At 68.3% G+C, this 23023-nt stretch carries 23 protein-coding genes and 1 pseudogene; 15 read left to right on the forward strand and 9 right to left on the reverse strand.

Translation table 11 applies throughout. The annotated features are described in order from the left end of the window. Positions 1-6: 6 nt before the first annotated feature. Positions 7-174, forward strand: a complete 168-nt coding sequence (locus AC1DWT_RS30210) for a DUF3117 domain-containing protein (protein WP_003936084.1) — start codon at positions 7-9, stop codon at positions 172-174. Between the two features lie 90 nt (positions 175-264). Next, positions 265-1107 (forward strand): putative RNA methyltransferase, encoded by an 843-nt coding sequence (locus AC1DWT_RS30215; RefSeq protein WP_072949626.1) that lies wholly within the window; start codon positions 265-267, stop codon positions 1105-1107. Positions 1108-1110: 3 nt separating this feature from the next. Here the strand turns inward: AC1DWT_RS30215 and glgA are convergent, their stop codons facing one another. Continuing rightward, positions 1111-2280, reverse strand: a complete 1170-nt coding sequence (gene glgA / locus AC1DWT_RS30220) for a glycogen synthase (RefSeq protein ID WP_072949624.1) — start codon at positions 2278-2280, stop codon at positions 1111-1113. Positions 2281-2401: 121 nt separating this feature from the next. Between glgA and glgC the strand changes: the two genes are divergently transcribed. Next, entirely contained in the window at positions 2402-3616 is a 1215-nt protein-coding gene (gene glgC, locus AC1DWT_RS30225; RefSeq protein WP_015889769.1) for a glucose-1-phosphate adenylyltransferase, read from the forward strand. A 61-nt stretch (positions 3617-3677) separates the two neighbouring features. Here glgC and AC1DWT_RS30230 read toward each other — a convergent pair whose 3' ends face one another. Then, positions 3678-4316, reverse strand: coding sequence for an O-methyltransferase (locus AC1DWT_RS30230; protein ID WP_072949622.1), 639 nt, complete (start codon positions 4314-4316; stop codon positions 3678-3680). Between the two features lie 284 nt (positions 4317-4600). Here AC1DWT_RS30230 and sigE point away from each other — a divergent pair, with 284 nt between their 5' ends. The 4 genes from sigE (at position 4601) to tatB (ending at position 7728) form a co-directional block, all read left to right on the forward strand. Further along, on the forward strand, positions 4601-5233 hold the full coding sequence (gene sigE, locus AC1DWT_RS30235) for an RNA polymerase sigma factor SigE (RefSeq protein WP_005239257.1): 633 nt from the start codon (positions 4601-4603) through the stop codon (positions 5231-5233). A 16-nt stretch (positions 5234-5249) separates the two neighbouring features. Further along, positions 5250-5612, forward strand: coding sequence for an RNA polymerase subunit sigma-70 (locus tag AC1DWT_RS30240; protein ID WP_072949620.1), 363 nt, complete (start codon positions 5250-5252; stop codon positions 5610-5612). A gap of 94 nt (positions 5613-5706) precedes the next feature. After that, positions 5707-7227: a S1C family serine protease gene (locus tag AC1DWT_RS30245; RefSeq protein ID WP_095860993.1), complete on the forward strand. Its 1521-nt coding sequence runs from the start codon at positions 5707-5709 to the stop codon at positions 7225-7227. Positions 7228-7296: 69 nt separating this feature from the next. Next, the gene (gene tatB, locus AC1DWT_RS30250) at positions 7297-7728 is read left to right on the forward strand and encodes a Sec-independent protein translocase protein TatB (RefSeq protein ID WP_072949615.1); all 432 of its coding nucleotides are present in this window, start codon (positions 7297-7299) and stop codon (positions 7726-7728) included. Between the two features lie 66 nt (positions 7729-7794). Here the strand turns inward: tatB and AC1DWT_RS30255 are convergent, their stop codons facing one another. The 5 genes from AC1DWT_RS30255 to AC1DWT_RS30275 form a co-directional block, all read right to left on the reverse strand. After that, the gene (locus AC1DWT_RS30255) at positions 7795-8931 is read right to left on the reverse strand and encodes an Mrp/NBP35 family ATP-binding protein (RefSeq protein ID WP_477923446.1); all 1137 of its coding nucleotides are present in this window, start codon (positions 8929-8931) and stop codon (positions 7795-7797) included. A gap of 23 nt (positions 8932-8954) precedes the next feature. Continuing rightward, on the reverse strand, positions 8955-9833 hold the full coding sequence (locus AC1DWT_RS30260; protein ID WP_477923448.1) for a lytic transglycosylase domain-containing protein: 879 nt from the start codon (positions 9831-9833) through the stop codon (positions 8955-8957). A gap of 293 nt (positions 9834-10126) precedes the next feature. Then, positions 10127-11317: a lytic transglycosylase domain-containing protein gene (locus AC1DWT_RS30265; protein ID WP_477923449.1), complete on the reverse strand. Its 1191-nt coding sequence runs from the start codon at positions 11315-11317 to the stop codon at positions 10127-10129. A 115-nt stretch (positions 11318-11432) separates the two neighbouring features. Further along, positions 11433-11954 carry a DUF1003 domain-containing protein gene (locus tag AC1DWT_RS30270; RefSeq protein ID WP_072949607.1) on the reverse strand — a complete coding sequence of 174 codons (522 nt, stop codon included), beginning with the start codon at positions 11952-11954 and terminating at the stop codon, positions 11433-11435. Beyond that, on the reverse strand, positions 11951-13222 hold the full coding sequence (locus tag AC1DWT_RS30275) for a magnesium transporter MgtE N-terminal domain-containing protein (RefSeq protein WP_072949604.1): 1272 nt from the start codon (positions 13220-13222) through the stop codon (positions 11951-11953). The genes AC1DWT_RS30270 and AC1DWT_RS30275 overlap by 4 nt, the downstream gene beginning before the upstream one ends. A 71-nt stretch (positions 13223-13293) precedes the next feature. Between AC1DWT_RS30275 and AC1DWT_RS30280 the strand changes: the two genes are divergently transcribed. The 6 genes from AC1DWT_RS30280 (at position 13294) to AC1DWT_RS30305 (ending at position 19386) form a co-directional block, all read left to right on the forward strand. After that, positions 13294-14256 carry an HpcH/HpaI aldolase/citrate lyase family protein gene (locus tag AC1DWT_RS30280; protein ID WP_072949602.1) on the forward strand — a complete coding sequence of 321 codons (963 nt, stop codon included), beginning with the start codon at positions 13294-13296 and terminating at the stop codon, positions 14254-14256. 67 nt (positions 14257-14323) lie between these two features. Then, positions 14324-14815 carry a general stress protein gene (locus tag AC1DWT_RS30285; RefSeq protein WP_015889781.1) on the forward strand — a complete coding sequence of 164 codons (492 nt, stop codon included), beginning with the start codon at positions 14324-14326 and terminating at the stop codon, positions 14813-14815. Positions 14816-15064: 249 nt separating this feature from the next. Next, positions 15065-16429, forward strand: a complete 1365-nt coding sequence (locus AC1DWT_RS30290) for an ABC transporter substrate-binding protein (RefSeq protein ID WP_477923451.1) — start codon at positions 15065-15067, stop codon at positions 16427-16429. Further along, positions 16426-17373 carry a carbohydrate ABC transporter permease gene (locus AC1DWT_RS30295; RefSeq protein WP_275957898.1) on the forward strand — a complete coding sequence of 316 codons (948 nt, stop codon included), beginning with the start codon at positions 16426-16428 and terminating at the stop codon, positions 17371-17373. The genes AC1DWT_RS30290 and AC1DWT_RS30295 overlap by 4 nt, the downstream gene beginning before the upstream one ends. A gap of 2 nt (positions 17374-17375) precedes the next feature. Further along, the gene (locus tag AC1DWT_RS30300; protein ID WP_072949597.1) at positions 17376-18212 is read left to right on the forward strand and encodes a carbohydrate ABC transporter permease; all 837 of its coding nucleotides are present in this window, start codon (positions 17376-17378) and stop codon (positions 18210-18212) included. A 4-nt stretch (positions 18213-18216) separates the two neighbouring features. Then, positions 18217-19386, forward strand: coding sequence for an ABC transporter ATP-binding protein (locus AC1DWT_RS30305; RefSeq protein WP_072949595.1), 1170 nt, complete (start codon positions 18217-18219; stop codon positions 19384-19386). Here the strand turns inward: AC1DWT_RS30305 and AC1DWT_RS30310 are convergent. Continuing rightward, positions 19376-20896: an MFS transporter gene (locus AC1DWT_RS30310; protein WP_095860989.1), complete on the reverse strand. Its 1521-nt coding sequence runs from the start codon at positions 20894-20896 to the stop codon at positions 19376-19378. The genes AC1DWT_RS30305 and AC1DWT_RS30310 overlap by 11 nt on opposite strands. Positions 20897-20987: 91 nt before the next feature. Between AC1DWT_RS30310 and AC1DWT_RS30315 the strand changes: the two genes are divergently transcribed. Beyond that, positions 20988-22145 (forward strand): winged helix DNA-binding domain-containing protein, encoded by a 1158-nt coding sequence (locus AC1DWT_RS30315; protein WP_477923454.1) that lies wholly within the window; start codon positions 20988-20990, stop codon positions 22143-22145. Between the two features lie 28 nt (positions 22146-22173). On the opposite strand, the gene tnpA is transcribed toward AC1DWT_RS30315, so the two are convergent. After that, the gene (gene tnpA, locus AC1DWT_RS30320; protein WP_477923456.1) at positions 22174-22464 is read right to left on the reverse strand and encodes an IS200/IS605 family transposase; all 291 of its coding nucleotides are present in this window, start codon (positions 22462-22464) and stop codon (positions 22174-22176) included. Positions 22465-22519: 55 nt separating this feature from the next. Between tnpA and AC1DWT_RS30325 the strand changes: the two are divergent. Then, a pseudogene (locus AC1DWT_RS30325) lies at positions 22520-23023 on the forward strand (RNA-guided endonuclease InsQ/TnpB family protein); the annotation flags it as partial.

Below are 23023 nucleotides of genomic sequence, written 5' to 3' on the forward strand. Positions count from 1 at the left end.
CAGAGGATGGCGGCCATGAAGCCCCGGACCGGGGACGGTCCCCTCGAAGCAACCAAAGAGGGACGAGGAATCGTCATGCGGGTTCCGCTCGAGGGTGGTGGACGTCTGGTTGTCGAGCTCACCCCGGAGGAAGCTGCCGCACTCGGTGAAGAGCTCAAGGGCGTCACCAGTTAGTCGAGTGCGGAGAGAACCTCACAGGGCAGGCCCCGTCGCCGTTCTCGGTGCGGGGCCTGTTCCGTGTCCGGAACAGGGAGGCGAACGTTCGTGCTGGCCGATGTGACCGACCTGCTGGCCTGCCCGCAGTGCCGGTCGCCGGTGGAACTCGACGAAGGCGCGATCCTGTGTGATGCAGGGCACGCCTTCGACGTGGCGCGTCAGGGCTACGTCACCCTGATGACGGGGGCCGGCGGCAAGTTCGACGGCGACAGCCCCGAAATGATCGCCGCACGTGCGGACTTCCTCGGCGGAGGCAGCTTCGACCCGCTGATGGATGCCGTCGCCGACGCGGTGGTGGCGGGCGCCGGGGCCGGCGACGATCCCCGGATCCTCGAGATCGGCGCGGGCACAGGCCACTACCTGGCGCGCGTCCTCGACGCCACCCCGACCGGCCGGGGGATCGGGCTGGACGTGTCCAAGTACGCGGCCCGTCGCATCGCCAGGGCACACCCGCGTGCGGGGGCGGTGGTTGCGGACGTGTGGCAACACCTTCCGGTGCGTGACCACGTCCTCAGCCACGTCCTGTGCGTGTTCGCGCCCCGCAACGCCGACGAGGCGCACCGGGTGCTGGCCGAGCACGGCTCCCTGGTGGTCCTCACGCCCACGGAGCGGCACCTGGGGGAACTCGTGGACCTGCTCGGCATGGTCCGGGTGGACGACCGCAAGGTCGAGCGGCTCGGGGCCGCGATGTCCGGGCGGTTCGAGCGCACCGGCCACGTGGCGGTGGAGTACCCGATGTCGTTGTCGCACCTCGACGTGACCCGCCTGGTGGGGATGGGGCCGTCGGCGCGGCACCTGACATCCGAGCGGCTCGCGTCCTCGATCGCGGCGCTGCCGCAGGAATATCCGGTGACGGCGTCGGTGACGGTGTCCACCTACACCCGGCTCTGAGCGTCAGCGGCGCGACAGCGCGTCCTGGTAGACGTCGAGGGTCTGCTGCGCGATGGCTGCCCAGGAGAACTCGGCTATCGCCCGCGCCCGCCCGGCCTTGCCCATGGCCTCGGCGGTGCCGACGTCGGAGACGATCGCGTTGACCGACTCGGCCAGCGCCTGCTCGAACGCCTCCGGCTCGTACGAGTTGTAGTGCACCAGACGGCCGGTGACCCCGTCCTCGACCACCTCCGGGATGCCGCCGACGTCGGACGCCACGACCGCGGTCTCGCAGGCCATGGCCTCGAGGTTCACGATCCCCAGCGGCTCGTACACGGACGGGCACACGAAGACGGTTGCGGCCGACAGGATTTCCCGCACCTGTTCGGTGGGGAGCATTTCGCGCACCCAGAACACGTTGCCACGGTGCGCCGCGAGCGCGGCGACGGCCTGCTCGGTCTCGGCGGCGATCTCCGGGGTGTCGGGGGCGCCCGCGCACAGCACCAGCTGGATCTCGGGCGCGAAGTGGTGTGCTGCGGCGATCAGATGACCGACGCCCTTCTGCCGCGTGATGCGGCCGACGAACGCCACCATCGGCTGGTCCGGGTCGACGCCGATCTTCGCGAGGGCGGAGTCTCTCGGACCTGCGGGTCCCGCGTGCCAGACCGACGTGTCGATCCCGTTGCGCACCACGTGGACCCGGTGCGGGTCGACGAACGGGTACGCGTCGAGGACGTCGAGTCGCATCCCGGCGCTCACGGCGATCACCGCATCGGCGTGCTCGACGGCGTTGCGCTCGGACCACGAGGAGATGCGGTAGCCGCCGCCCAGTTGCTCGGCCTTCCACGGCCTCCGCGGCTCGAGGGAGTGGGCGGTGAGGATGTGGGGCACGTCGTACAGCGCGGACGCCAGATGGCCGGCGAGGCCGGTGTACCAGGTGTGCGAGTGCACGACGTCGGCGCCCGTCGCGGCGTCCGCCATCCGCAATTCGGCGGACAGCGTCGCGAGCGCCGGATTGGCCCCGGCCAGCGCGGGATCGGGGGTGTGCACGACCGCCCCGACGCGCGGAGCACCCATACAATGCACGTCCACCTCGCACAGCTGCTTCAACTGAGCAACCAGTTCGGTGACGTGTACACCCGCACCGCCATAGATCTCCGGTGGGTATTCCTTCGTCATCATCGCCACCCGCACCGGCCTAACGTAACCGTCCGGGCGGCTTCGGGCCACCGCTCTCGGACACATTCGGGTATCGGAGAAATTGTGAGTCGGCGCTTCGCTGGCGGGGGGAGTGGCCGCCCGATAGGTTGACAGGGTGAGGAGCCAGCCACATGTGCTTGGAATCGTGCTCGCCGGCGGCGAGGGCAAACGTCTCTATCCGCTCACCGCGGATCGGGCGAAGCCTGCTGTGCCTTTCGGAGGCGCCTACCGGTTGATCGATTTCGTGCTCAGCAATTTGGTCAATGCGGGATACCTCCGCCTGTGTGTTCTGACGCAGTACAAGTCGCACTCGTTGGACCGCCACATCTCTCAGACGTGGCGACTGTCCGGGTTCGCGGGTGAATACATCACTCCCGTTCCCGCGCAGCAGCGTCTGGGTCCGCGCTGGTATACCGGCAGTGCGGACGCGATCCTGCAGTCGCTGAACCTCGTCTACGACGAGGATCCCGAGTACATCGTCGTGTTCGGCGCCGACCACGTGTACCGGATGGACCCGGAGCAGATGGTGCAGCACCACATCGAGTCGGGCGCCGGAGTGACGGTGGCCGGGATCCGGGTGCCGCGCAGCGAGGCGTTCGCGTTCGGCTGTATCGACAGCGACGAGTCGGGCCGCATCGTGCAGTTCCTCGAAAAGCCGGCACATCCGCCGGGGACCCCGGACGACCCCAACATGACGTTCGCGTCGATGGGTAACTACGTGTTCACCACCAAGGTGCTCGTCGACGCCATCCGGGCCGACTCCGAGAACTCCGACTCCGATCACGACATGGGCGGCGACATCATCCCCGCGCTCGTCGAGGCGGGCGAGGCGTCCGTGTACGACTTCAAGGACAACGTCGTCCCCGGCGCCACCGACCGCGACCGGGGCTACTGGCGGGACGTGGGAACGCTCGACGCGTTCTACGACGCCCATATGGATCTCGTGTCGGTCCACCCGATCTTCAACCTCTACAACCGGCGCTGGCCGATCCGCGGCGAGACGGAGAACCTGGCGCCCGCCAAGTTCGTGCAGGGCGGCCTCGCGCAGGAGTCCGTGGTCGGGGCCGGGTGCATCCTGTCGGCGGCGACGGTGCGCAACTCCGTGCTCAGCTCCAATGTGATGGTCGACAGCGGTGCGACCGTGGAGGGCAGCGTCCTGATGCCGGGTGTGCGCATCGGCAAGGGCGCCGTCGTGCGCCGCGCGATCCTCGACAAGAACGTGGTCGTCGGCGACGGGGAGATCATCGGCGTCGACCTCGAGCGCGACAAGCAGCGCTTCGCCGTCAGCAACGGCGGAGTCGTGGCCATCGGCAAGGGCGTCTGGATCTAGCGGGAGGGCCCCGGAAACGGGGCTCTCGGAGTGGGGACGGTTTCTGAGCCGGGGACGCCGCTCAGAGCTTGGACGCGCAGAGCAGGCCGTCGCCGATCGGCAGCAACACCCGGATCAGCTTGTCGTCCTCGGCGAGTGCCTTGGCGGCCTCGCGGACGGCGACGGTCGCGGCGTCCCGCTGGCTCGGGTCGACGACCCGGCCCCCGTGCAGCGCGTTGTGCAGCACGATCGCGCCGCCCGGGCGCAGCAGCCGAACTCCTTCGCGGACGTAGTGCGGGTGGTCGACCGGTGCACTGTCGACGAACACCAGGTCGTACGCCCCGTCGGCGAGTCGCGGCAGGACGTCGAGTGCCCGGCCGTTGATCAGCCTCGTCCGGGCGGGTGCGATGTCGTTGGTCCGGAACGACAGCTTGGCGGCCCGCTGGTGCTCGGGTTCACTGTCGATGGTGGTGAGGACGCCGTCCTCGCGCATGCCCCGGAGCAGCCACAGGCTGCTCACACCCGCGCCGGTGCCGACCTCGACGACAGTCTTGGCGTCCAGCATGCGGGCAAACAGGGCGAGCGCAGCACCGACCGCGGGAGGTACCGGTTCGGCACCGAGGTCGTCCGCCCGCTCCCTGGCCGCACCGAGGGCCTCGTCTTCACGGACAGCCCCTTCTGCGTGGGTGAGTATCCGTTCGGCGTTTGTCTGCACGCACATGAGGTTATCGGGGTCTCGTCATCGCCGCTGCGAGGCGCGCTCGACAACAATGCCGTGACCCGGCGCGGCGCGATTCTCAGGAATACCTCAGCTTGCTCACACCGCACACATATCGGGGTGGGAAAGAGTAAGCCCAACGCCAGATCCGAAGACCGCCCGGCGGGGAGATCACGACGACGGAGGAAAAGTCCGAGAGCCCGGGAACAAATCCCGGCTCCCGGGAGTTGACGCCTATACCACGTCCAGTGATCTGCGGTCCTGAGTAGGAGGATCCACTTAACTCGATGAGCAACCACACGATGGCTCCAGACGAGAGAAACACCGACGAGCAGCTGTCGGACGCCGAGCTGACGGGCACCGCTGTGTTCGATGCCACAGGCGAGAAATCCGCCATGCCGTCGTGGGACGAACTCGTCCGCGAGCACGGCGACCGAGTCTACCGGCTGGCCTACCGGCTGTCGGGCGACGCGCAGGACGCCGAGGATCTCACCCAGGACACATTCATCCGGGTGTTCCGATCCCTGTCCGACTACCAGCCCGGCACGTTCGAGGGCTGGTTGCACCGCATCACCACCAACCTCTTCCTCGACATGGTCCGCCGCCGGAACCGCATCCGCATGGAAGCGCTCCCCGAGGACTACGATCGGGTCCCGGCCGACGGGCCGAACCCCGAGGAGATTTACCACGACGCCCGCCTGGACGCCGATCTGCAGGCAGCGCTCGATTCGCTGGCCCCGGAGTTCCGCGCCGCGGTCGTGCTGTGTGACATCGAAGGACTGTCCTACGAGGAGATCGGTGCCACACTGGGTGTGAAGCTCGGAACCGTGCGTAGCCGCATCCACCGCGGCAGGCAGGCTCTGCGTGAGCATCTGGCTGTGAACGGAAAGGTTGACTCCGATCAGATCGGCGTCGGGTAGTTACCAGGAGGGACGAATGACGCAGGGGCGTGTACCTCGCCAGTTTGGCTCCACCGAACACTTGGCGAGTGAGGCGATCGCCGCCTTCGTCGACGGTGAACTCCGCATGTCCGCTTATCTGCGCGCCGCCCACCACCTGTCGATCTGCGCCGAGTGTGCGTTCGAGGTCGACTCCCAGCAGCAGGCGCGGCGTGCTCTGCGTCGCAGCGGTGACGTCGCGATGCCCTCGGGTCTGCTGGGTCTGCTGAGTCAGATCCCCAGCTGCAACCAGGGCGAGCCCTCCGACAAGTCCCCGTTCGACTCCCACACCCCGGATTCGCCGGTCACGAGCGAGTACTCGATCACCAGCCGGATCTGGTCCCGGCGTTGGCGCCGTTGAGCGCAGCCGGACCGACGACGGCGGTGTCCGCGCCCGGCGGGGCATCGGTGATACTGGGGCGCGTGACTGACGCACACGAGGGGGACACGACAGCGTGACGGCGGATTACAAGACTCCGGGTTCCGACGCGACGGTGCCCGACGGTCCCGTGGCGGACGAGTCGGGCACGCTGCGTCCGGCGGACGCCCCACGGCTCGATCCGAGGCCCGTCTACCGGCCGCGGATCGATGCGGCGTCCAGCCGCGCATTCGGCCGACCGGGTGGCGTCACCGGTTCCTTTGCTCCGTCGGATACCCGGCGTGAGAGCGAACCCTCGATGAAGGTCGGTGCACCCGACCCCGTGCTGGCGGAGGCGTTCGGCCGTCCGGACGGCGAGGTCGACACCATTCAGCGCGATCCCCACCGCAAGACCGCCGCCCCGGCAATCGAGGCCCCGCCCGCGGACCCGTGGCGCGACCCCGCAGCGGGTGTCGAACTCGGCTCCCCGGCGTTGCACGCCACGGAACACTCGCGACCGCCCGCCCCCGCCCTCAGCGCCCGAGAGGTCCTGTTCGGCGGCAAGGTGGCGCCGAAAGCGCTCGCCGCGCTGGGCGGAATCGCGCTCGCGATCGGTCTGGTCGGTGGCCTGCTCGCCGCAGTGATCACCGCCGATCGCAGCTCGCTGACCAGTGACAGCGTCACCCTCGTCCAGGGCGGCGACGAGGACCTCGGCCAGTCGCCCGTCGCGCAGGTCGCGGACGCCGTCCTGCCCTCCGTCGTGTCCATCCAGGTGGCGGTCGGTGACCAGGGCAGTACCGGTTCGGGTGTCGTCATCGACGGCGCCGGTTACATCGTCACCAACAATCACGTCATCTCCGCCGCCGCCACCGCCCCCGACGGCGGCAAGATCCAGGTGATCTTCTCCGACGGAACCAAGGCCGACGCCCAGATCGTCGGTCGCGACATCAAGACCGACCTGGCCGTGCTCAAGGTCTCCGCCGACAATCTGACGGTCGCAGAACTCGGCAGGTCCGGGGACGTGCAGGTCGGTGAGGACGTCGTCGCCGTCGGTTCGCCCCTCGGACTCAGCAAGACCGTCACCCGAGGCATCGTCAGTGCCCTGCACCGCCCGATGCGGCTGTCCGGCGAGGGCTCCGACACGAATGCCGTCATCGACGCCGTCCAGACGGACGCCGCCATCAACCACGGCAACTCGGGCGGCGCGCTCGTCGACGACACCGGCCGGGTGATCGGCATCAACACCGCCATGCTCAGCGAATCCGGTGGCTCGGTGGGTCTCGGCTTCGCGATTCCCATCGACGACGTCACCACGGTCGCTCAGACCCTCATCCGGGACGGGCAGATGCATCACCCGGACATCGGCGTCAACGCCCGCACCGTCGTCAACGACAACACCAGCGGAGCTCAGGTGGCCAACGTCCGCTCGGACAGCCCGGCCGCGCGGGCGGGCATCGTCGAGAACGACGTCATCGTCAAGGTCGGCGACCGCACGGTCACGAGCGCCGACGAGTTGGTCGTCGCCGTCAACCTGCAGAAAATCGGCGAGCCCGTCCGGGTTCAGCTGATTCGCGAGGGCCGGCTCGTCGATGTCGACGTGACCCCGGCCTCCGACTGACTCGAGAGGTTGCTGTGAAATCGCTCCGCCACCTGGGCATGCACCCACACCGCACAGTAGGCTGACCACGTGTTCGGCAACATTGGTTGGGGCGAGTTCATGGTCCTCCTCGTCGCGGCTCTGGTCATCTTGGGACCCGAGCGGCTTCCGGGTGCGATCAGCTGGGTTACGAAGTCATTGAGGCAGGTCCGTGAGTATGCGAGCGGCGCCAGCCAGCAACTCAAGGACGAACTCGGCCCGGAGTTCGAGGATCTCCGCAAACCGCTGGCGGATCTCAATCAGCTCCGCGGAATGACGCCGCGTGCGGTCATCACCAAACACCTTCTCGACGGTGACGATTCGATTCTCACCGGAAACTTCGACAAGCCGAGTTCGGTGTCGTTCGACAAGTCGAATCCGGGAACGAAGGCCGTCAGCGCCGATCCGTCGACGCCCACTGCTCCGCAGAACAAGCCGCTCGTGGCGGGCGAGCGCCCCCCGATCGACCTCGACGCCACGTAGGCCCCTCGGGCTCGTGCGCCTTTGTGGTCGCTGGAGCAACCGGAAAGGCGCACGAGCACGGAGTGCCTAGAGGTGCCGGGTGGTGTCGATCCCCAGCGACATTCCGGCGAGCCCGCGCTTGCGGACGGCCAACTTGTCCGCGATGTCGCGGAGTGCCGTCGCGGCCGGCGAATCCGGCTGGCCGAGGACGATGGGGACGCCGCCGTCGCCGCCCTCCCGGACAGCCTGCTCGAGCGGGATCTGTCCGAGCAGCGGCACCTTCGCGCCCACCGCCTTCGTGAGGCGGTCGGCGACGGCTTGACCGCCGCCGGAACCGAAGATGTCCATCCGGCTGCCGTCGGGCAGATCCATCCACGACATGTTCTCGACGACGCCGACGATGCGCTGACGGGTCTGCAGGGCGATGGCACCGGCGCGCTCGGCCACCTCGGCAGCGGCCTGCTGCGGGGTGGTGACGACGAGGATCTCCGCGCCGGGGATCAGTTGCGCGACGGAGATGGCGACGTCGCCGGTTCCCGGCGGCAGATCGAGCAGCAGAACGTCGAGATCGCCCCAGAAGACGTCGGCGAGGAATTGCTGCAGCGCGCGGTGCAGCATCGGTCCACGCCACACGACCGGGGTGTTGCCCTGGGTGAACTGGGCGATGGAGATCATCTTCACGTCGTGCGCGACGGGCGGCATGATCATGCGTTCGACCTGCGTGGGCTTGGCGTCGGTGCCGAGCATGCGGGGAACGGAATGTCCGTAGATGTCGGCGTCGAGCACACCCACCGACAGTCCGCGGGCGGCCAGTGCGGCGGCCAGGTTGACGGTGACACTGGACTTGCCGACGCCGCCCTTGCCGGACGCGACCGCGTAGACGCGGGTGAGGGAACCGGGCTGGGCGAACGGGATGACGGGCTCGGCCGAGTCTCCGCGCAACGACTTGCGGAGTTCGGTGCGCTGCTCGTCGCTCATCACGTCGAGTTCGACGCGGATCGCACCGACGCCGGGGACGTCCGCCACGGCTTTGGTGACACGGTCGCTGATCTCGGTCCGCATCGGGCAGCCCGCGGTGGTCAGGTAGATCGCGATGTCGACGCTGTCGTCGGGCGCGATGTCGATGCTCTTGACCATCCCGAGTTCGGTGATCGGTTTCCGGATCTCGGGATCCTGGACGCGCGCCAGGGCGCTACGTACAGCGGACTCGCTCAGGACTGGCATGACTCAATGGTAAGGATGTGCGCTCAGTGGATGCGCGGCAGGTCCGCAGCCGCCGGGATGATCCCGCTGGAGTAGCCGGCGGACCATGCGAGCACGTTGGCCACGTAGGCGGCGGAGTTGTTGTACCGGTGCACGGCCTTCGCCGCCTGAATCGGATCCTTGACGTTCAATCCGCCGTCGCACAGGTACTTTCCGGTGGTCAGCGCGGAGTCGAAGACGTTCTGCGGGTCGGCGACGCCGTCGCCGTTGCCGTCGCCCGCGTATCGGTTCCAGGTCTCGGGCAGGAACTGGGTGGGGCCGACGGCGCGGTCGTAGTTGCTGTCGCCGTCCAGCTTGCCGCCGTCGGTGTCGCGGATGACGGCGTTGCCGCCGAGGCTGCCGTCGAGGACCGGGCCGAGGACGGGGTTGAGCATGTTGCCCTTGTCGTCGGTCTTGCCGTCGTAGGCGTGGGTGGACTCGACGCGGCCGATCCCGGCGATGAGCGTCCAGTACATGCCGCAACCCGGCTGCTCGACCGCGAGAATGCGTTCGGCGTTCTGGTAGGCCGCGACGTTGACGGCGGGGATGCCGAGTGCGCCCTGCGCGATGCTCGTCGGGAGCGGCGGCGTGGCCTGGACGGGTGCGAGTGCCGGCGGCGCGGGCGCTGCCTCGACCGCGGGTGCGGACTCGGCGGCGGTCTCCGCGACGGGGGTGACGGCTTCTGCGGCCTCGGGTGCGGTGTCGGTCGCCTCCTGGGCGACGTCGGCGACCTCCGACGAGGAACTCGTGGACAGGAACGGGACCTTGGGTGCGGCGCCGGCCGTGTTGGCTGCGGTGATCAGTCCGATGGGGACGAGTCCGGTAAGCGCGATGACCGAATTGCGGCGGATATGGGAATCCGTCTTCTTGTTGTGCCGACCCACTCGATTGCCTCCTGCGACCCCCGTCTTGGGGTGTTCCGTTCAACTGACCGGATCGAGGCTACCTGATTCGATATCTTTCCGTTATTCAAACGTGATCAAACGGACTTGTATCGGAGGGTTCCGTTACTCGGAGCGCACGTGAGCGAGGGTAACGAACACGGCAAGGTCACGCCAGGACGCAGCGTGGTCGGCCGATGAAGAGTGAGCGGGTCGACAGCACACGAACCCGGTGACCCACACGCGTCGCCGCGCGCCCTGCGAGATGGCAGGGCGCGCGGCGGACGCGGGGGTGATTACCGGGGAGCGGTGACAGCCGGAGCGGTGGCCGGGGGCGCGACCGGAGCGGGGGCGCCCGGGTCGGGCACGGCGGCCGCGGGAGCCGACGGATCGGCGGGCGGGCAGAAGAACAGACAGGGCAGTTGTGGCAGCGGCGGGAGCCCGGGAATCGGCGGTGCCGGAGCGGGCGTCGTGGGGGCAGCGGCACCGCCCGTCGACGGCTGCGGGGTGGTCGCGAGATCGCGGGGGAGGTCCGATGCGGCAGCGGCAGCGGCAGCGTCGGCGACCCGTCCAGGCGACGGCGAGGCCGACTCCGCCAGCTGGCCCGGCGTCGGAGTTCCCCCGTTCCTGTACGCGTTCGACCAGGTGATGACGTTGGCGGCGTATGCGGCCGAGTTGTTGTAGCGCAGGACCGCGCGGGTCTCCTGGAGCGGATCGCGGAGGTCGAGACCGCCCGAGCAGAGGTACCGGGCCGCCGCCAGCGTCGCGTCGAACACGTTGTTGGGATCGGCCACGCCGTCCGCGTTGCCGTCCGACGCGTACTTGGCCCACGTGGACGGAATGAACTGCATCGGTCCGACGGCGCGATCGTGCGCGGGGTCGCCGTCCGTGGCGCCGCGGTCGGTGTCACGGATGATCTCGTTGCCCGCCAGCCTGCCGTCGAGAACCGGACCCAGGATCGGGGTGATCGTGGTGCCCACCGAGTCGGTCCGGCCGCCGCCGGCGTGCCCCGATTCGATGCGGCCGATGCCGGCCAGCAGATGCCACGGCAGACCGCACTTGGGGGACTCCGTCATCATCTCGAGTTCCGCGGACCGGTACGCGTTGAGCACGATCTCGGGGATGCCCAGAGCGCTCAAAATCACCGGTGCGGCGATGAGACCGGTGCCGGACGGCGACGTAGAAGATAGGGGAGATGTGGGATTTGTCACGGCGGGTGCCGGGGCGGGCGGCGGGGGCGCGGCCCGCTGCGATCGCGCGACCCGCGCTGTGGGCGCCACGATTCCCGCGGGCGGGAGGTACGAGGCGGGGGGAGTGCTTCCCGGCGTGACCGACGACGCTGCGAGGGCGGTCGCCGCACCGGTGGACGAGTAGGCGGTGGCGCTCACGGATGCGCCGCTGATCGCGGAACCGCCGGTCGAGGACCCGAGGGTGGCAACTGCGCCCACGGTCAGGGCAGTCACCGTCAACAGTCCACGTATCCGCACTCGATCACCCCCTGCGGTGCTCTTCGTCTGTGCACACCGCATACATCCGAGAAGATGTGACTGACGTTACATATCCGTGATTGGCCGTGCCGGAGTTTGGGGGGATTCGCCGGCGTCACTTCCGCCGGGTGCGCGTGTCTTCCTCGTCGGCCAGCAGCGTCCTGATCTCGTCGAGTTCGCGCCGCAGGTAATCGCGGGTGGCCACCTCGCCGATCGCGATGCGCAGCGCGGCCAGTTCCCGGGCGAGGAATTCGGTGTCCGCTTTCGTCTGCTCGGCGCGGGAGCGGTCCTCCTCGAGGGAGACGCGGTCGCGGTTCTCCTGGCGGTTCTGTGCCAGCAGGATGAGCGGCGCCGCGTAGGCGGCCTGGGTGGAGAATGCCAGGTTGAGGAGGATGAACGGGTAGGGATCCCACTGCAGGCGGACGGCGAAGACGTTGATGATGATCCAGACGATCACGATCACCGTCTGGATCATCAGGTAGCGGCCCGTGCCGAGGAACCGGGCGAAGTTCTCGCTGGCCCGTCCGACGGCCTCCACGTCATACGTGACCCGGAAGCGGCGGGTGCCGCGCGGGGTGTCGAGTCGCTGCCGGTCGGACAGGCTCCGGGCGGCTGCGCTGGGCGACTTCTCGCTCATCCGTCGATCTCCTCTTCACGCCAGTCCTCGGGGAGGAGGTGGTCCAGGACGTCGTCGACGGTGACCGCGCCGATCAGATGGTCCTCGTCGTCGACGACGGGCCCGCACACCAGGTTGTACGTCGCGAAGTAGCGCGTCACCGACGTCAGGGAGTCCTCGGGTGCCAGCCGCGGCATGTCGGTGTCGAGTAGTCCGCCGACCAGGCTCGCGGGCGGCTCGCGCAGCAGTTTCTGCAGGTGGACGCATCCCAGGTAGCGGCCGGTCGGTGTCGCGGTCGGTGGGCGGACGACGAACACCATGCTCGCGAGGGCGGGGGTGACGTCCGAGATCCGGGCCCGGGCAAGTGCCTCGGCGACCGTCGTCGACGCGGTGAGGACCACCGGCTCGGGAGTCATCAGTCCGCCCGCGGTGTCGGGCGAGTGCTCGAGCAGGCGGCGGACCGGCTCGGAGTCCTGCGGATCCATCAGCTGCAGCAGTGATTCGGCCTCGGTTTCGGGAAGCTCACCGAGGAGGTCGGCGGCGTCGTCGGGGTCCATGGCCTCGAGGACGTCGGCGGCCCGCTCCACCTCGAGGTGCATGAGCAGATCCGTCTGGTCATCGGCGGGCAGTTCCTGGACGACGTCGGCGAGGCGCTCGTCGTCGAGTGCGAGGGCGAGTTCGTGACGGCGTTTCTCCGGCAGGAGACGCATCGCGTTCGCGACGTCGGCGGCGCGCATCCCCTCGAACTGCGTGAGCAGGGCCGAGACGCCCTGGCCGGGCATCGCCAGGTCGGTCTGCGTGAGGCCCTGGACGTGCTGCCACCCGACGACGTGCATGGCGGCCCGACGGCCGAGCCTGCCGCGGTGCCCGCGCACCGCCACCTTCGACACCACCCAGTCCCGGGTGCGGGTCTGCTCGATACCCAGGTCGACGACGATGATGTCGGCGTCCCTCAGTTCCTCGAGTTCCGGGTCGTCCACGCGCACGTGGGAATCCGCAACCTGAGCGAGGGCCAGGACCTCGCCGGGCCGCTGCTGGAATCGGCGGAGACTGACGTTGCCCGTCGTGAGGGTCACCGAGCTGGGTTCGATCGCGGTGACGCGGAGCATCGGGACGAAGATACGTTTGCGCGTGAACAATTCGATGACCAGCCCGAGCACGCGCGGCTGCTGCCTGCCGACGCGGGCGGTGATCACCACGTCCCGGACGCGGCCGATCGACTCCCCGTCGGGGCCGAGTACCACCAGGCCGGCCAGCCTGGCTGCAAAAACCTTGTTCGCAGCTGCCATGATTGCCAGGCTAGATCGTTGTACAGAGATACAGGGAATCGAACACCTGCGAAAGTGGAGGATCGTCCGTCATGAGTTCCGTCTACAGGCCACGGCGATCTGTTCTCGCCGTTCCGGGCAGCAGCCGCAAGATGATCGACAAGGCGAAGGGGCTGCCCGCCGACGAGATCTTCCTCGATCTCGAGGACGCGGTGGCACCGCTCGCCAAGCAGGAAGCCCGCGGCACCATCGGCGACGCGCTCGCCGAGGACGGGTGGGGTGAGCAGATCAAGGTGGTCCGGGTCAACGACTGGACCACCGAGTGGACGTACGCCGACGTCGTCGAGGTCGTGGGGCGGGCGGGTGCCCACCTCGACGCGATCCTGCTGCCGAAAGTGCCGGACGCCAGCCATGTTCAGGCCCTGGACCTGCTGCTGACCCAGGTGGAGAAGGCCAACGGGCTCGAGGTGGGCCGGATCGGCATCGAACCGCAGATCGAGAACGCGATCGGGCTCACCAACATCAACGCGATCGCGACGGCGAGCCCGCGCGTGCAGACACTGGTGTTCGGTCCCGCCGACTTCATGGCGAGCATCAACATGCGCACGCTGGTCGTCGGGGAGCAGCCGGACGGCTACGACCGCGGCGACGCCTACCACCACATTCTGATGACCATCCTGATGGCGGCCCGCGCGCACGGGGTCCAGGCCATCGACGGCCCCTACCTCCAGATCCGCGACGTGGAGGCGTTCCGGCGGTCGGCGCAGCGCACGGCCGCGCTTGGCTTCGACGGCAAGTGGGTGCTGCATCCCACCCAGATCGAGGCGGCGAACGACGTGTTCAGCCCCCGCCAGGACGATTACGACCGGGCCGAACTGATCCTGGACGCCTACGAGTTCCACACGTCCGCGGCGGGCGGCGGTCGCGGTGCCGTGATGCTCGGCGACGAGATGATCGACGAGGCGAGTCGCAAGATGGCGCTCGTGATCTCCGCCAAGGGGCGCGCCGCGGGTATGAAACGGACCACCGAGTTCGTGCGACCCGACGCGAACTAGTCTCGGCAGGCAGAATGGTTCTCACAGGACAGATCCTGCGGTAACCACACGAGGAGACCAGCTGACGATGACGAATCCACTCGGACAGTCCAACGGGGCGCGGCGTGGGGCTCTGCCGGAACCCCCCACGGGCTGGCCCATCGGTTCGTATCCCACCTACGCGGAGGCGCAGCGCGCCGTCGACTACCTCTCCGATCAGGAGTTCTCGGTGGAGGACGTCACCATCGTGGGGGTCAACCTCATGCAGGTGGAGCGGGTGCTGGGCCGCCTCACCTGGGCGAAAGTGATTGGCGGGGGCATCGTTTCGGGCGCGTGGCTCGGTGTGTTCTTCGGTCTGCTGCTGGGCATCGTCACGGGCGGTTTCCTGGCGCCGCTCGTCGTCGGCATCGTCGGCGGCATCATCTTCGGGCTGATCTCCACGACGATCCCGTACGCGGCGACGCGGGGCACCCGGGATTTCGCGTCGACCATGCAGCTGGTCGCCGGGCGGTACGACGTGCTGTGCGAGCCGAAGTCGGCGGAGACGGCCAGGGACATGCTGGCCAAGCTGGCGCTCTGATCGGCGAGACCACGTCGATCGGCGGGTTGCGGTCGGGTCACGGATTGCGTCCTATTCGCGACGTTCGCCGTGATTTCACCCGGTTCGCCGGTGATGTCGGATAGGTTTACGGCGCAATGCGTGGGCCCCGGCCCTCGCCGAAACCGTGACCTGTCGGTGGAGCGCGTGTTCCGGCAGGAACCAATGTGCGGGCCCGCGTGCCCAGCCGTACCGCGACTGGATCCGTGAGGGCCGCTCGAGGAGGCGGCTGTGCTGCATCGCACCAAGCCCGGACGCTCGCTGAAGTGGGGACTGATCGGTGCGGCCACCGTCCTCACCGTTCCCCTGCTGGCCGCGTGCGGGTCGTCCGAAGACGGCATCGTCCTCAGTTTCTACACCGCCGCCGACGGTGCCGAACAGTACGCGGAGGCCGCGGCCAACTGCACGGCCGCAGCGGGCGGCCGGTACACCATCGAGCAACGCACGCTGCCGAAGGGCGCGGACGATCAACGCCTCCAGCTGGCCCGCCGGCTCACCGGCAACGACACGTCACTCGACATCATGACGCTCGACGTGGTGTGGACCGCCGAGTTCGCCGAGGCGGGCTGGGCGCTGCCGCTCCCACCCGGCATCGCGGCCGAGGTCACCGAGGGCACGCTCGAAGGCCCGCTCGAATCGGCCAAGTGGCAGGACCAGCTGTACGCCGCACCGCTGAACACCAACACCCAGTTGCTCTGGTACCGCAAGGACCTCATGCCGGACGGGCAGCCGCCGCAGACGTGGGATCAGATGATCGACATCGCGGAGGGGCTCGCCGCGGAGGGCCGCCCCAGCTGGATCGGGGTGCAGGGCAAGCAGTACGAGGGCCTGATGGTGTGGTTCAACACCCTGCTCGCGAGTGCGGGCGGGTCCGTCGTCGCCGACGACGGGACCACCGTGACGGTCGCGGACGGTGACGCCGCCCTGCAGGCGCTCGAGGTCATGAAGCGGGTCGCCACCGCGAAGGGTGCCGACCCGTCGGTTTCCCAGGGCGACGAGGCGTCGTCCCGGCTCGGGATGGAGAGCGGAAAGGCCGCGTTCGAGGTCAATTGGCCGTTCGTGTTGCCGGGCATGATCGAGAACGCCGAGAAGGGCGACCTCCCATTCATCGACGACAAGGGCAACCCGACGTCCGTGGACACCGGCAACACGGTGCTCACGGTCGACGGTCAGCAGAACTTCCTGCCGGCGCCGTACCCGTCGGTGATCCCCGGCCGGCCCGCCGAGGTGACGATCGGCGGATTCAACGTCGCGGTCGCGAAGACGAGCCAGCACCCGGACCTGGCGTTCGAGGCGGTGTCCTGCCTGCGGAACGAGGAGAACCAGCGCAACAACGCCGTCAACGGCGGTGTGCCGCCGACGCTGGCGAGCCTGTACGACGACCCGGCGTTCCAGGAGGCGTACCCCGCGTGGCGTGAGGTGCGGGAGAGCCTCGACACCGCGTCCGTCCGCCCGGTGTCTCCGGCGTACCAGAGCATTTCGACCCTGATCACCGCCACGTTGAATCCGGTCGGTGACATCGACCCGCCGCGGACCGTCGACGAACTCGCCGAACAGGTCCGCAAGGCGGTCAACTCGGAAGGGCTGATCCCGTGACGACCGAAACCGTGCAGGCGGACCGGGGCGAGGAGCCGAAAGTCGCCTCCAAGGGCCAGATCTCGGAGGGGAAGCGGGCCGAACGCCGGCTGGGGTTGTGGTTGGTGGCCCCCGCCGCGATCCTCATGATCGCGGTGACGGCCTATCCCGTCGTGTACGCGGTGTGGCTGAGCCTGCAGCGCTACGACCTCCGTTTCCCCGACGACCGCAAGTTCGTCGGACTCGCCAACTACGTGTCGGTGCTGACGGACGGGTACTGGTGGCAGGCGTTCTGGGTGACGGTGGGCATCACCGTCGTGTCGGTGGTGATCGAGTTCGTCCTGGGCCTGATCCTGGCGCTCGTGATGCACCGGACGCTGGTGGGGAAGGGCCTCGTCCGGACGGTGGTGCTGATTCCGTACGGCATCGTCACCGTCGCCGCCGCGTACAGCTGGTACTACGCGTGGACGCCGGGAACCGGGTATCTCGCGAACCTGCTGCCCGACGGCAGCGCCCCGTTGACGGAGCAGATCCCGTCGCTCGCGATCATCGTGCTCGCCGAGGTGTGGAAGACGACGCCGTTCATGGCGCTGCTGCTGCTCGCCGGGCTCGCCCTCGTTCCCGACGACCTCCTCAAGGCCGCGCAGGTCGACGGCGCCGGGGCGTGGACGCGGCTGGTGCGGATCATCCTGCCGCTGATGAAACCCGCGATCCTTGTGGCGCTGCTGTTCCGCACCCTCGACGCGTTCCGGATCTTCGACAACATCTACGTTCTCACCAAGGGCGCCAACGACACCGGGTCGCTGTCGATCCTCGGTTACGACAACCTGTTCAAGGCGTTCAACCTCGGTATCGGCTCGGCGATCAGCGTCCTCATCTTCCTGTGCGTCGCGCTGCTCGCGTTCGTGTTCATCAAGCTCTTCGGCGCGTCGGCTCCCGGGGCCGACACGGAAGGAAACCGATAACCATGGCCGTCGTCGACACTCCTCGCCGCAAGATCAGCTGGTCCGTGGTCAACCTGCTGGTCCTGTTGTACGCGCTGGTCCCGGTGCTGTGGATCGCCAGCCTGTCGTTCAAACCCGCGGGAACGATCAAGGACGGCAAGTTCATTCCGCAGAAGTGGACCCTCGACAACTACCGCGGCATCTTCGAGACCAACGCGTTCACCAGCGCGCTGATCAACTCCATCGGCATCGGGCTCATCTCCACGGTGATCGCCGTCGTCATCGGCACCATGGCCGCCTACGCCATTGCCCGCCTCGACTTCCCGGGAAAGAAACTGCTGGTCGGGGTGGCGCTGCTGATCGCGATGTTCCCGCAGATCTCCCTCGTGAGCCCGCTGTTCGACATCGAGCGCAGGCTCGGGCTGTTCGACACCTGGGCGGGCCTGATCCTGCCGTACATCACGTTCGCGCTTCCGCTGGCCATCTACACGCTGTCCGCCTTCTTCAAGGAGATCCCGTGGGAGCTGGAGAAGGCGGCCAAGATGGACGGCGCCACCCCGGCGCAGGCATTCCGGAAGGTGGTGGCACCACTGGCGGCGCCGGGCATCGTGACCGCCGCGATCCTGGTCTTCATCTTCTGCTGGAACGATCTGCTGTTCGCGATCTCGCTGACCTCGACGGAACGGTCCATCACCGCGCCTGCCGCGATCGCGAACTTCACCGGCGCCTCCCAGTTCGAGGAGCCGACGGGCTCGATCGCCGCGGCCGCGATGGTGATCACGATCCCGATCATCATCTTCGTGCTGTTCTTCCAACGACGCATCGTGGCCGGCCTGACCTCCGGCGCAGTGAAGGGATAATTTTGTGGCCGAAATCGTGCTCGACAAGGTGACGAAGCTGTACCCGGACGGCGCCAAGGCGGTGAGCGACGTCGACATCACGATCGCCGACGGCGAATTCATCATCCTGGTCGGGCCGTCCGGTTGCGGAAAGTCGACCACTCTCAACATGATCGCCGGGTTGGAGGACATCTCGTCCGGTGAGCTGCGGATCGCGGGGGAGCGGGTCAACGAGAAGGCGCCGAAGGACCGCGACATCGCCATGGTGTTCCAGTCGTACGCGCTGTACCCGCACATGACGGTGCGGCAGAACATCGCGTTCCCGCTCACCCTGGCGAAGATGTCGAAGTCGGACATCGCGGCGAAGGTGGACGACGCCGCCAAGATCCTCGACCTCACCCAGCACCTCGACCGCAAACCCGCCAATCTGTCGGGCGGTCAGCGGCAGCGGGTCGCGATGGGCCGGGCCATCGTCCGCAGCCCCAAGGCGTTTCTGATGGACGAGCCGCTGTCGAACCTCGACGCCAAACTCCGCGTCCAGATGCGCACCGAGATCGCCCGGCTGCAACAGCGACTCGGCACCACCACGGTCTACGTCACGCACGATCAGACCGAGGCGATGACGCTCGGCGACCGGGTGGTGGTGCTGCGCGGCGGCGTGGTTCAGCAGATCGGGGCGCCGCAGGATCTGTACGACCACCCGAACAACCTGTTCGTCGCGGGTTTCATCGGCTCGCCGTCGATGAACTTCTTCCCGGGACAGCTCACCGCCGACGGGGTGTCGACGCCGCTCGGCGAGTTCGGGCTGCCCCCGGAGACGCGCGACAAGATCGGGTCGTCGAACACGGCGAAGGACGTCGTCGTCGGGATCCGTCCCGAGCACTTCGAGGACGTGGCGCTCGTCGACGAGGGACAGCGGGCGGCCGGTGCCACGTTCACGGCCAACGTCGAGGTGCTCGAGTCGATGGGTTCGGACAAGTACGCCTATTTCACGGCCGAGGGTCCGCAGGTGACGTCCCGGGAACTCGAGGAACTCGCCGCCGACTCGGGTACCGCGGTCGCGGGCGGCGGGCAGCTGGTCGCCCGGTTGTCGACCGAATCGTCCGCGGCGCACGGCAGGCCGGTGGAACTGTGGTTCGACCGGGCGAAGATCGCCCTGTTCGATCAGGACTCGGGGGCGAACCTCACCCTCTGACCGGGGCGTGGCGCTCACCCGAACCGCGGGTGTTCGCCCCGCCGAGGCCGCCGACCGTGCCCCACTCGGCGGCGAGGGCGGTCGCGTGCACCTCGTCCTCCTCCTCATCGGACGGGGTGCGGGTGGTGCGGGTGATCCCGAAGAACGGCAGCAGTCCGGCGAGGGCGGCGGCGGTCGCACCGACGACGAACGCGATCACGTACGCCGATTCGGTCGGGACGTCGGTCCCGGGGAGGGTGATCCCGGCGAGCAGGGTCGCGAGCAGCGCGCTGGCGACCGAGCTGCCCACGGACCGGGCGATCGAGTTGATGCTGTTCGCGACGCCGGTCTCGTCCTGCCGGACCTCGGCCACGAGCAGCGACGGCAGCGACGCGTAGGCGAGGCTGATGTACGTGTTGATCAGCACGATCGCCGCAATGACTTCCCACGTGCGGTCGTGGGCGAAGACGAACACGACGAAACCGCTCACCCCGACGACGCTCGCGGCGATCAGGACGGCGCGGGAACCGAAGCGGTGGATCAGTCTTCCGCTCAGGATCGACGCGAGGACGCCGCTGATCGCGCCCGGCAGCAGATATACGGTGCTGGCCTCGAGGACGGTGGCCCCRAAGCCGTACCCGGCGACCGCGCGCGGCGTCTGGACGAAGTACGAGCTGCCCAGGAACATCACGAACATCGACATGCCCACCACCAGGGCGGACAGATGGGTGACCAGAACGGGTGGGTTGGTCAGCAGCCGAGGCGCGACGAGTGGATCGGTGATCCGGCGTTCGAAGAGGAACCAGCCGATCAGAACCAGGATCCCGGCGACTCCGCTGGCGATTGTGACGGGCGACGTCCAGCCCCAGGTGCCGCCCTCGGCGAGCGGGAGCAGGACGAGGACCAGGCCGGCGGCGAGACCGACAGCGCCGACCCAGTCGATGGAACCCGTGCCTGCGCGGGGGCGGCGGGGGATGGCGATCCAGGCGAGGACGAGTCCCGCCGCGGTGATGGCCGAGGACAGCCAGAAGACGCGGTGGAAGTCGGCGCCGTCGGAGACCAGCACACCGGTGAGGACGATGCCGAAACATCCGCCGAAACCGAGAGTGCCGGAGAAGATCCCCATCGCCCCGGTCAGCCTCTCGGCCGGAAGTTCGTCGCGCAGCACCGCGATGCCRATGGGGAACAGCGCGAACGACACACCCTGGAGCACACGGGCGAAGATCAGCACCCCCACGGACGTCGACACCGCACCGATCAGGGAGCCGAGCAGCACGACCATGAGCACCCCGAGCAGGACGGGTCGTTTGCCGCGGAGGTCGGCGAGGCGGCCGAGGACGGGTGTCGCGGTGGCGGCTGCGAGGAGGTTCGCGGTGAGGAGCCAGCCGACGGCGGTGGGGCCGACGTCGAGTTGCGCGCCGATGGTCCCGACGATCGGTACCACCAGTGTCTGCAGAACGGCGACAATCATCACGACGAAGCACATGACGGGCAGGAGAGCCCTGGCGGCGGTTGTCGGTCCGGCGGCCATGGGGGTCCTCCTGCAGGGGTCGGTGAACGGGCGTACACCAATACGGTACTGGGGCTAACTAACGAAGGGGTGCACGGTGGGGTCTGAACGCATGTCGAATCGAGCGCTGGGCCGGGCGACGCTGGCCAGGCAATCGCTGCTGAGCCGTTCGGAACTGTCCCCGCTCGACATGATCGAGCACCTCTGCGGACTGCAGGCGCAGGCGCCGGCCTCGCCGTACTTCGCGCTGTGGGCGCGGCTCAGGCGGTTTCGCGCCGAGTCGCTGTCGGATCTCGTCGAGAACCGCGCGGTGGTGCGGATCGTCGCGATGCGCGGGACGGTGTTCGCGTTGTCCGCGCCCGACGCCCTCTCGTTCCGTCCGCTGGCGCAACCGCTGCTCGACCGGGACCTCCACACGAACACGCAGCACCGGTCGAGTCTCGACGGAATCGACCTCGACGCGCTCGCGGCCGCGGGACGCGAACTGGTGCGCGAGAAACCCCGCACCCAGTCGCAGATGCGGTCGCTGCTCGAGCAGCGGTTCCCCGGGCGTGACGGTGCCGCGCTCGCCCACGGGGTGCGGGGACTGGTCCCGATGGTCCAGGTGCCGCCGCGCGGGCTGTGGGGCAGGTCGGGGCAGCCGGCGCTGGCGACGCTGGAGTCGTGGGTGGGCCGCCCGCTCTCCGCCGCGCCGTCCATCGACACGATGCTCCTTCGCTACCTCGCCGCGTTCGGCCCGGCGAGCGCGCGGGACGCCCAGGCCTGGTCGGGGCTGACCCGGCTCGGCGAGGTCCTGGACCGGCTGCGGCCCGGGCTCCGGGTGTTCGCGGGGGAGTCGGGGCCGGAACTGTTCGACCTTCCCGACGCGCCCCGGCCGGACCCGAACACCCCTGCGCCTGTCCGCATCCTCGCGCCGTTCGACAACGTGTTGCTCTCGCACGCGGACCGCGGGCGCCTCGTCGACGACGACGTGCGGAAGAAGATCTTCACGCAGAACGGCATCGTCAAACCGGCCGTGCTCGTGAACGGCAGGGTCGCGGCGTTCACCACGACGGTGGTCGAGAAGTCCCGTGCGGTACTCGACGTGGAGCCGCTGGCGACGATCGCGAAGACGCACCGCACCGCGATCGAGGCGGAGGGCAGGCGACTGCTGAAGTTCGCTCACCCCGAGGCGACCGAACGCGCCGTGCGGTTCACCGGATTAATCAGAGGAAGCGTGGCCCTTCAGGGCCGGGAGGAAGCTGATTCTGTACTGCGCGATCGCGCGTAGCGGGGTCGCTTTCTTTCGTGGGTTCTGGTCATTTTTGGTTGGTGATGTACTCGGCGACGATGGCGAGTGGGGCTCCGCCTGCGGGGGCGGCGAAGTAGGACGGTGACCAGAAGTGATTGCCCCACAGGTATTTCTGRATGTGGTCGGGGAACTCTTGGCGCAGGTATCGAGCGGAGACGCCCTTGAGGCTRTTGACCAGGGTGGAGAGTTGCACGGTAGGTGGGTAGTGGATCARTAGGTGGACGTGGTCGGTTTCTCCGGTGAACTCGGTCAACGTTGCGCCGAACTTGTCACACACCTCTGCCATGATTRCCCGCATCGGGTCAGCATCGGGTCGGTGAACGCACCGCGACGATCAGGGAAAGGCGCAGGGTGTGAAGCGGATCGTYGTCGTSAAGCTGGCTCCCACCCCGGAGCAGTATGTGGCGCTGAAATCGACACTGGAGTTGTGCAATGCGGGGGCGAACATGGTTGCGCAGCTCGCGCACACCGCCGCTGATCGGCGCCCGTTCGCGCTGCAAAAAGCGGGTCTATGCCCAGCTCAAGGCGTGCGGGTTGTCGGCGCAACCGGCGATCCGGGTCATCAAGAAAGTCGCGGATGCGTACGCGACCCGGACAGCGAACCTGCGTAACGGGAATTACGGCACGCCGGGATCGACACGGTATGCGAAGGTGGCGGGTAAGGCGATCGTGTTCCGTCAGGACGCGGGCCAACCGTTCGACGATCGGTGCTTGTCGTGGCAGATCGATCGACGGTGTCGATCTGGACGAGCGCGGGCCGGATGCGCAACGTCGGATTCGTGTGCGCGCCGTGGCAGCTGACAATGCTCGCCGACCGCACAGGCGAGTCGGATCTGATTTTCCGGGACGGATGTTTC

This window comes from Rhodococcus sp. P4_B6, assembly GCF_056402215.1.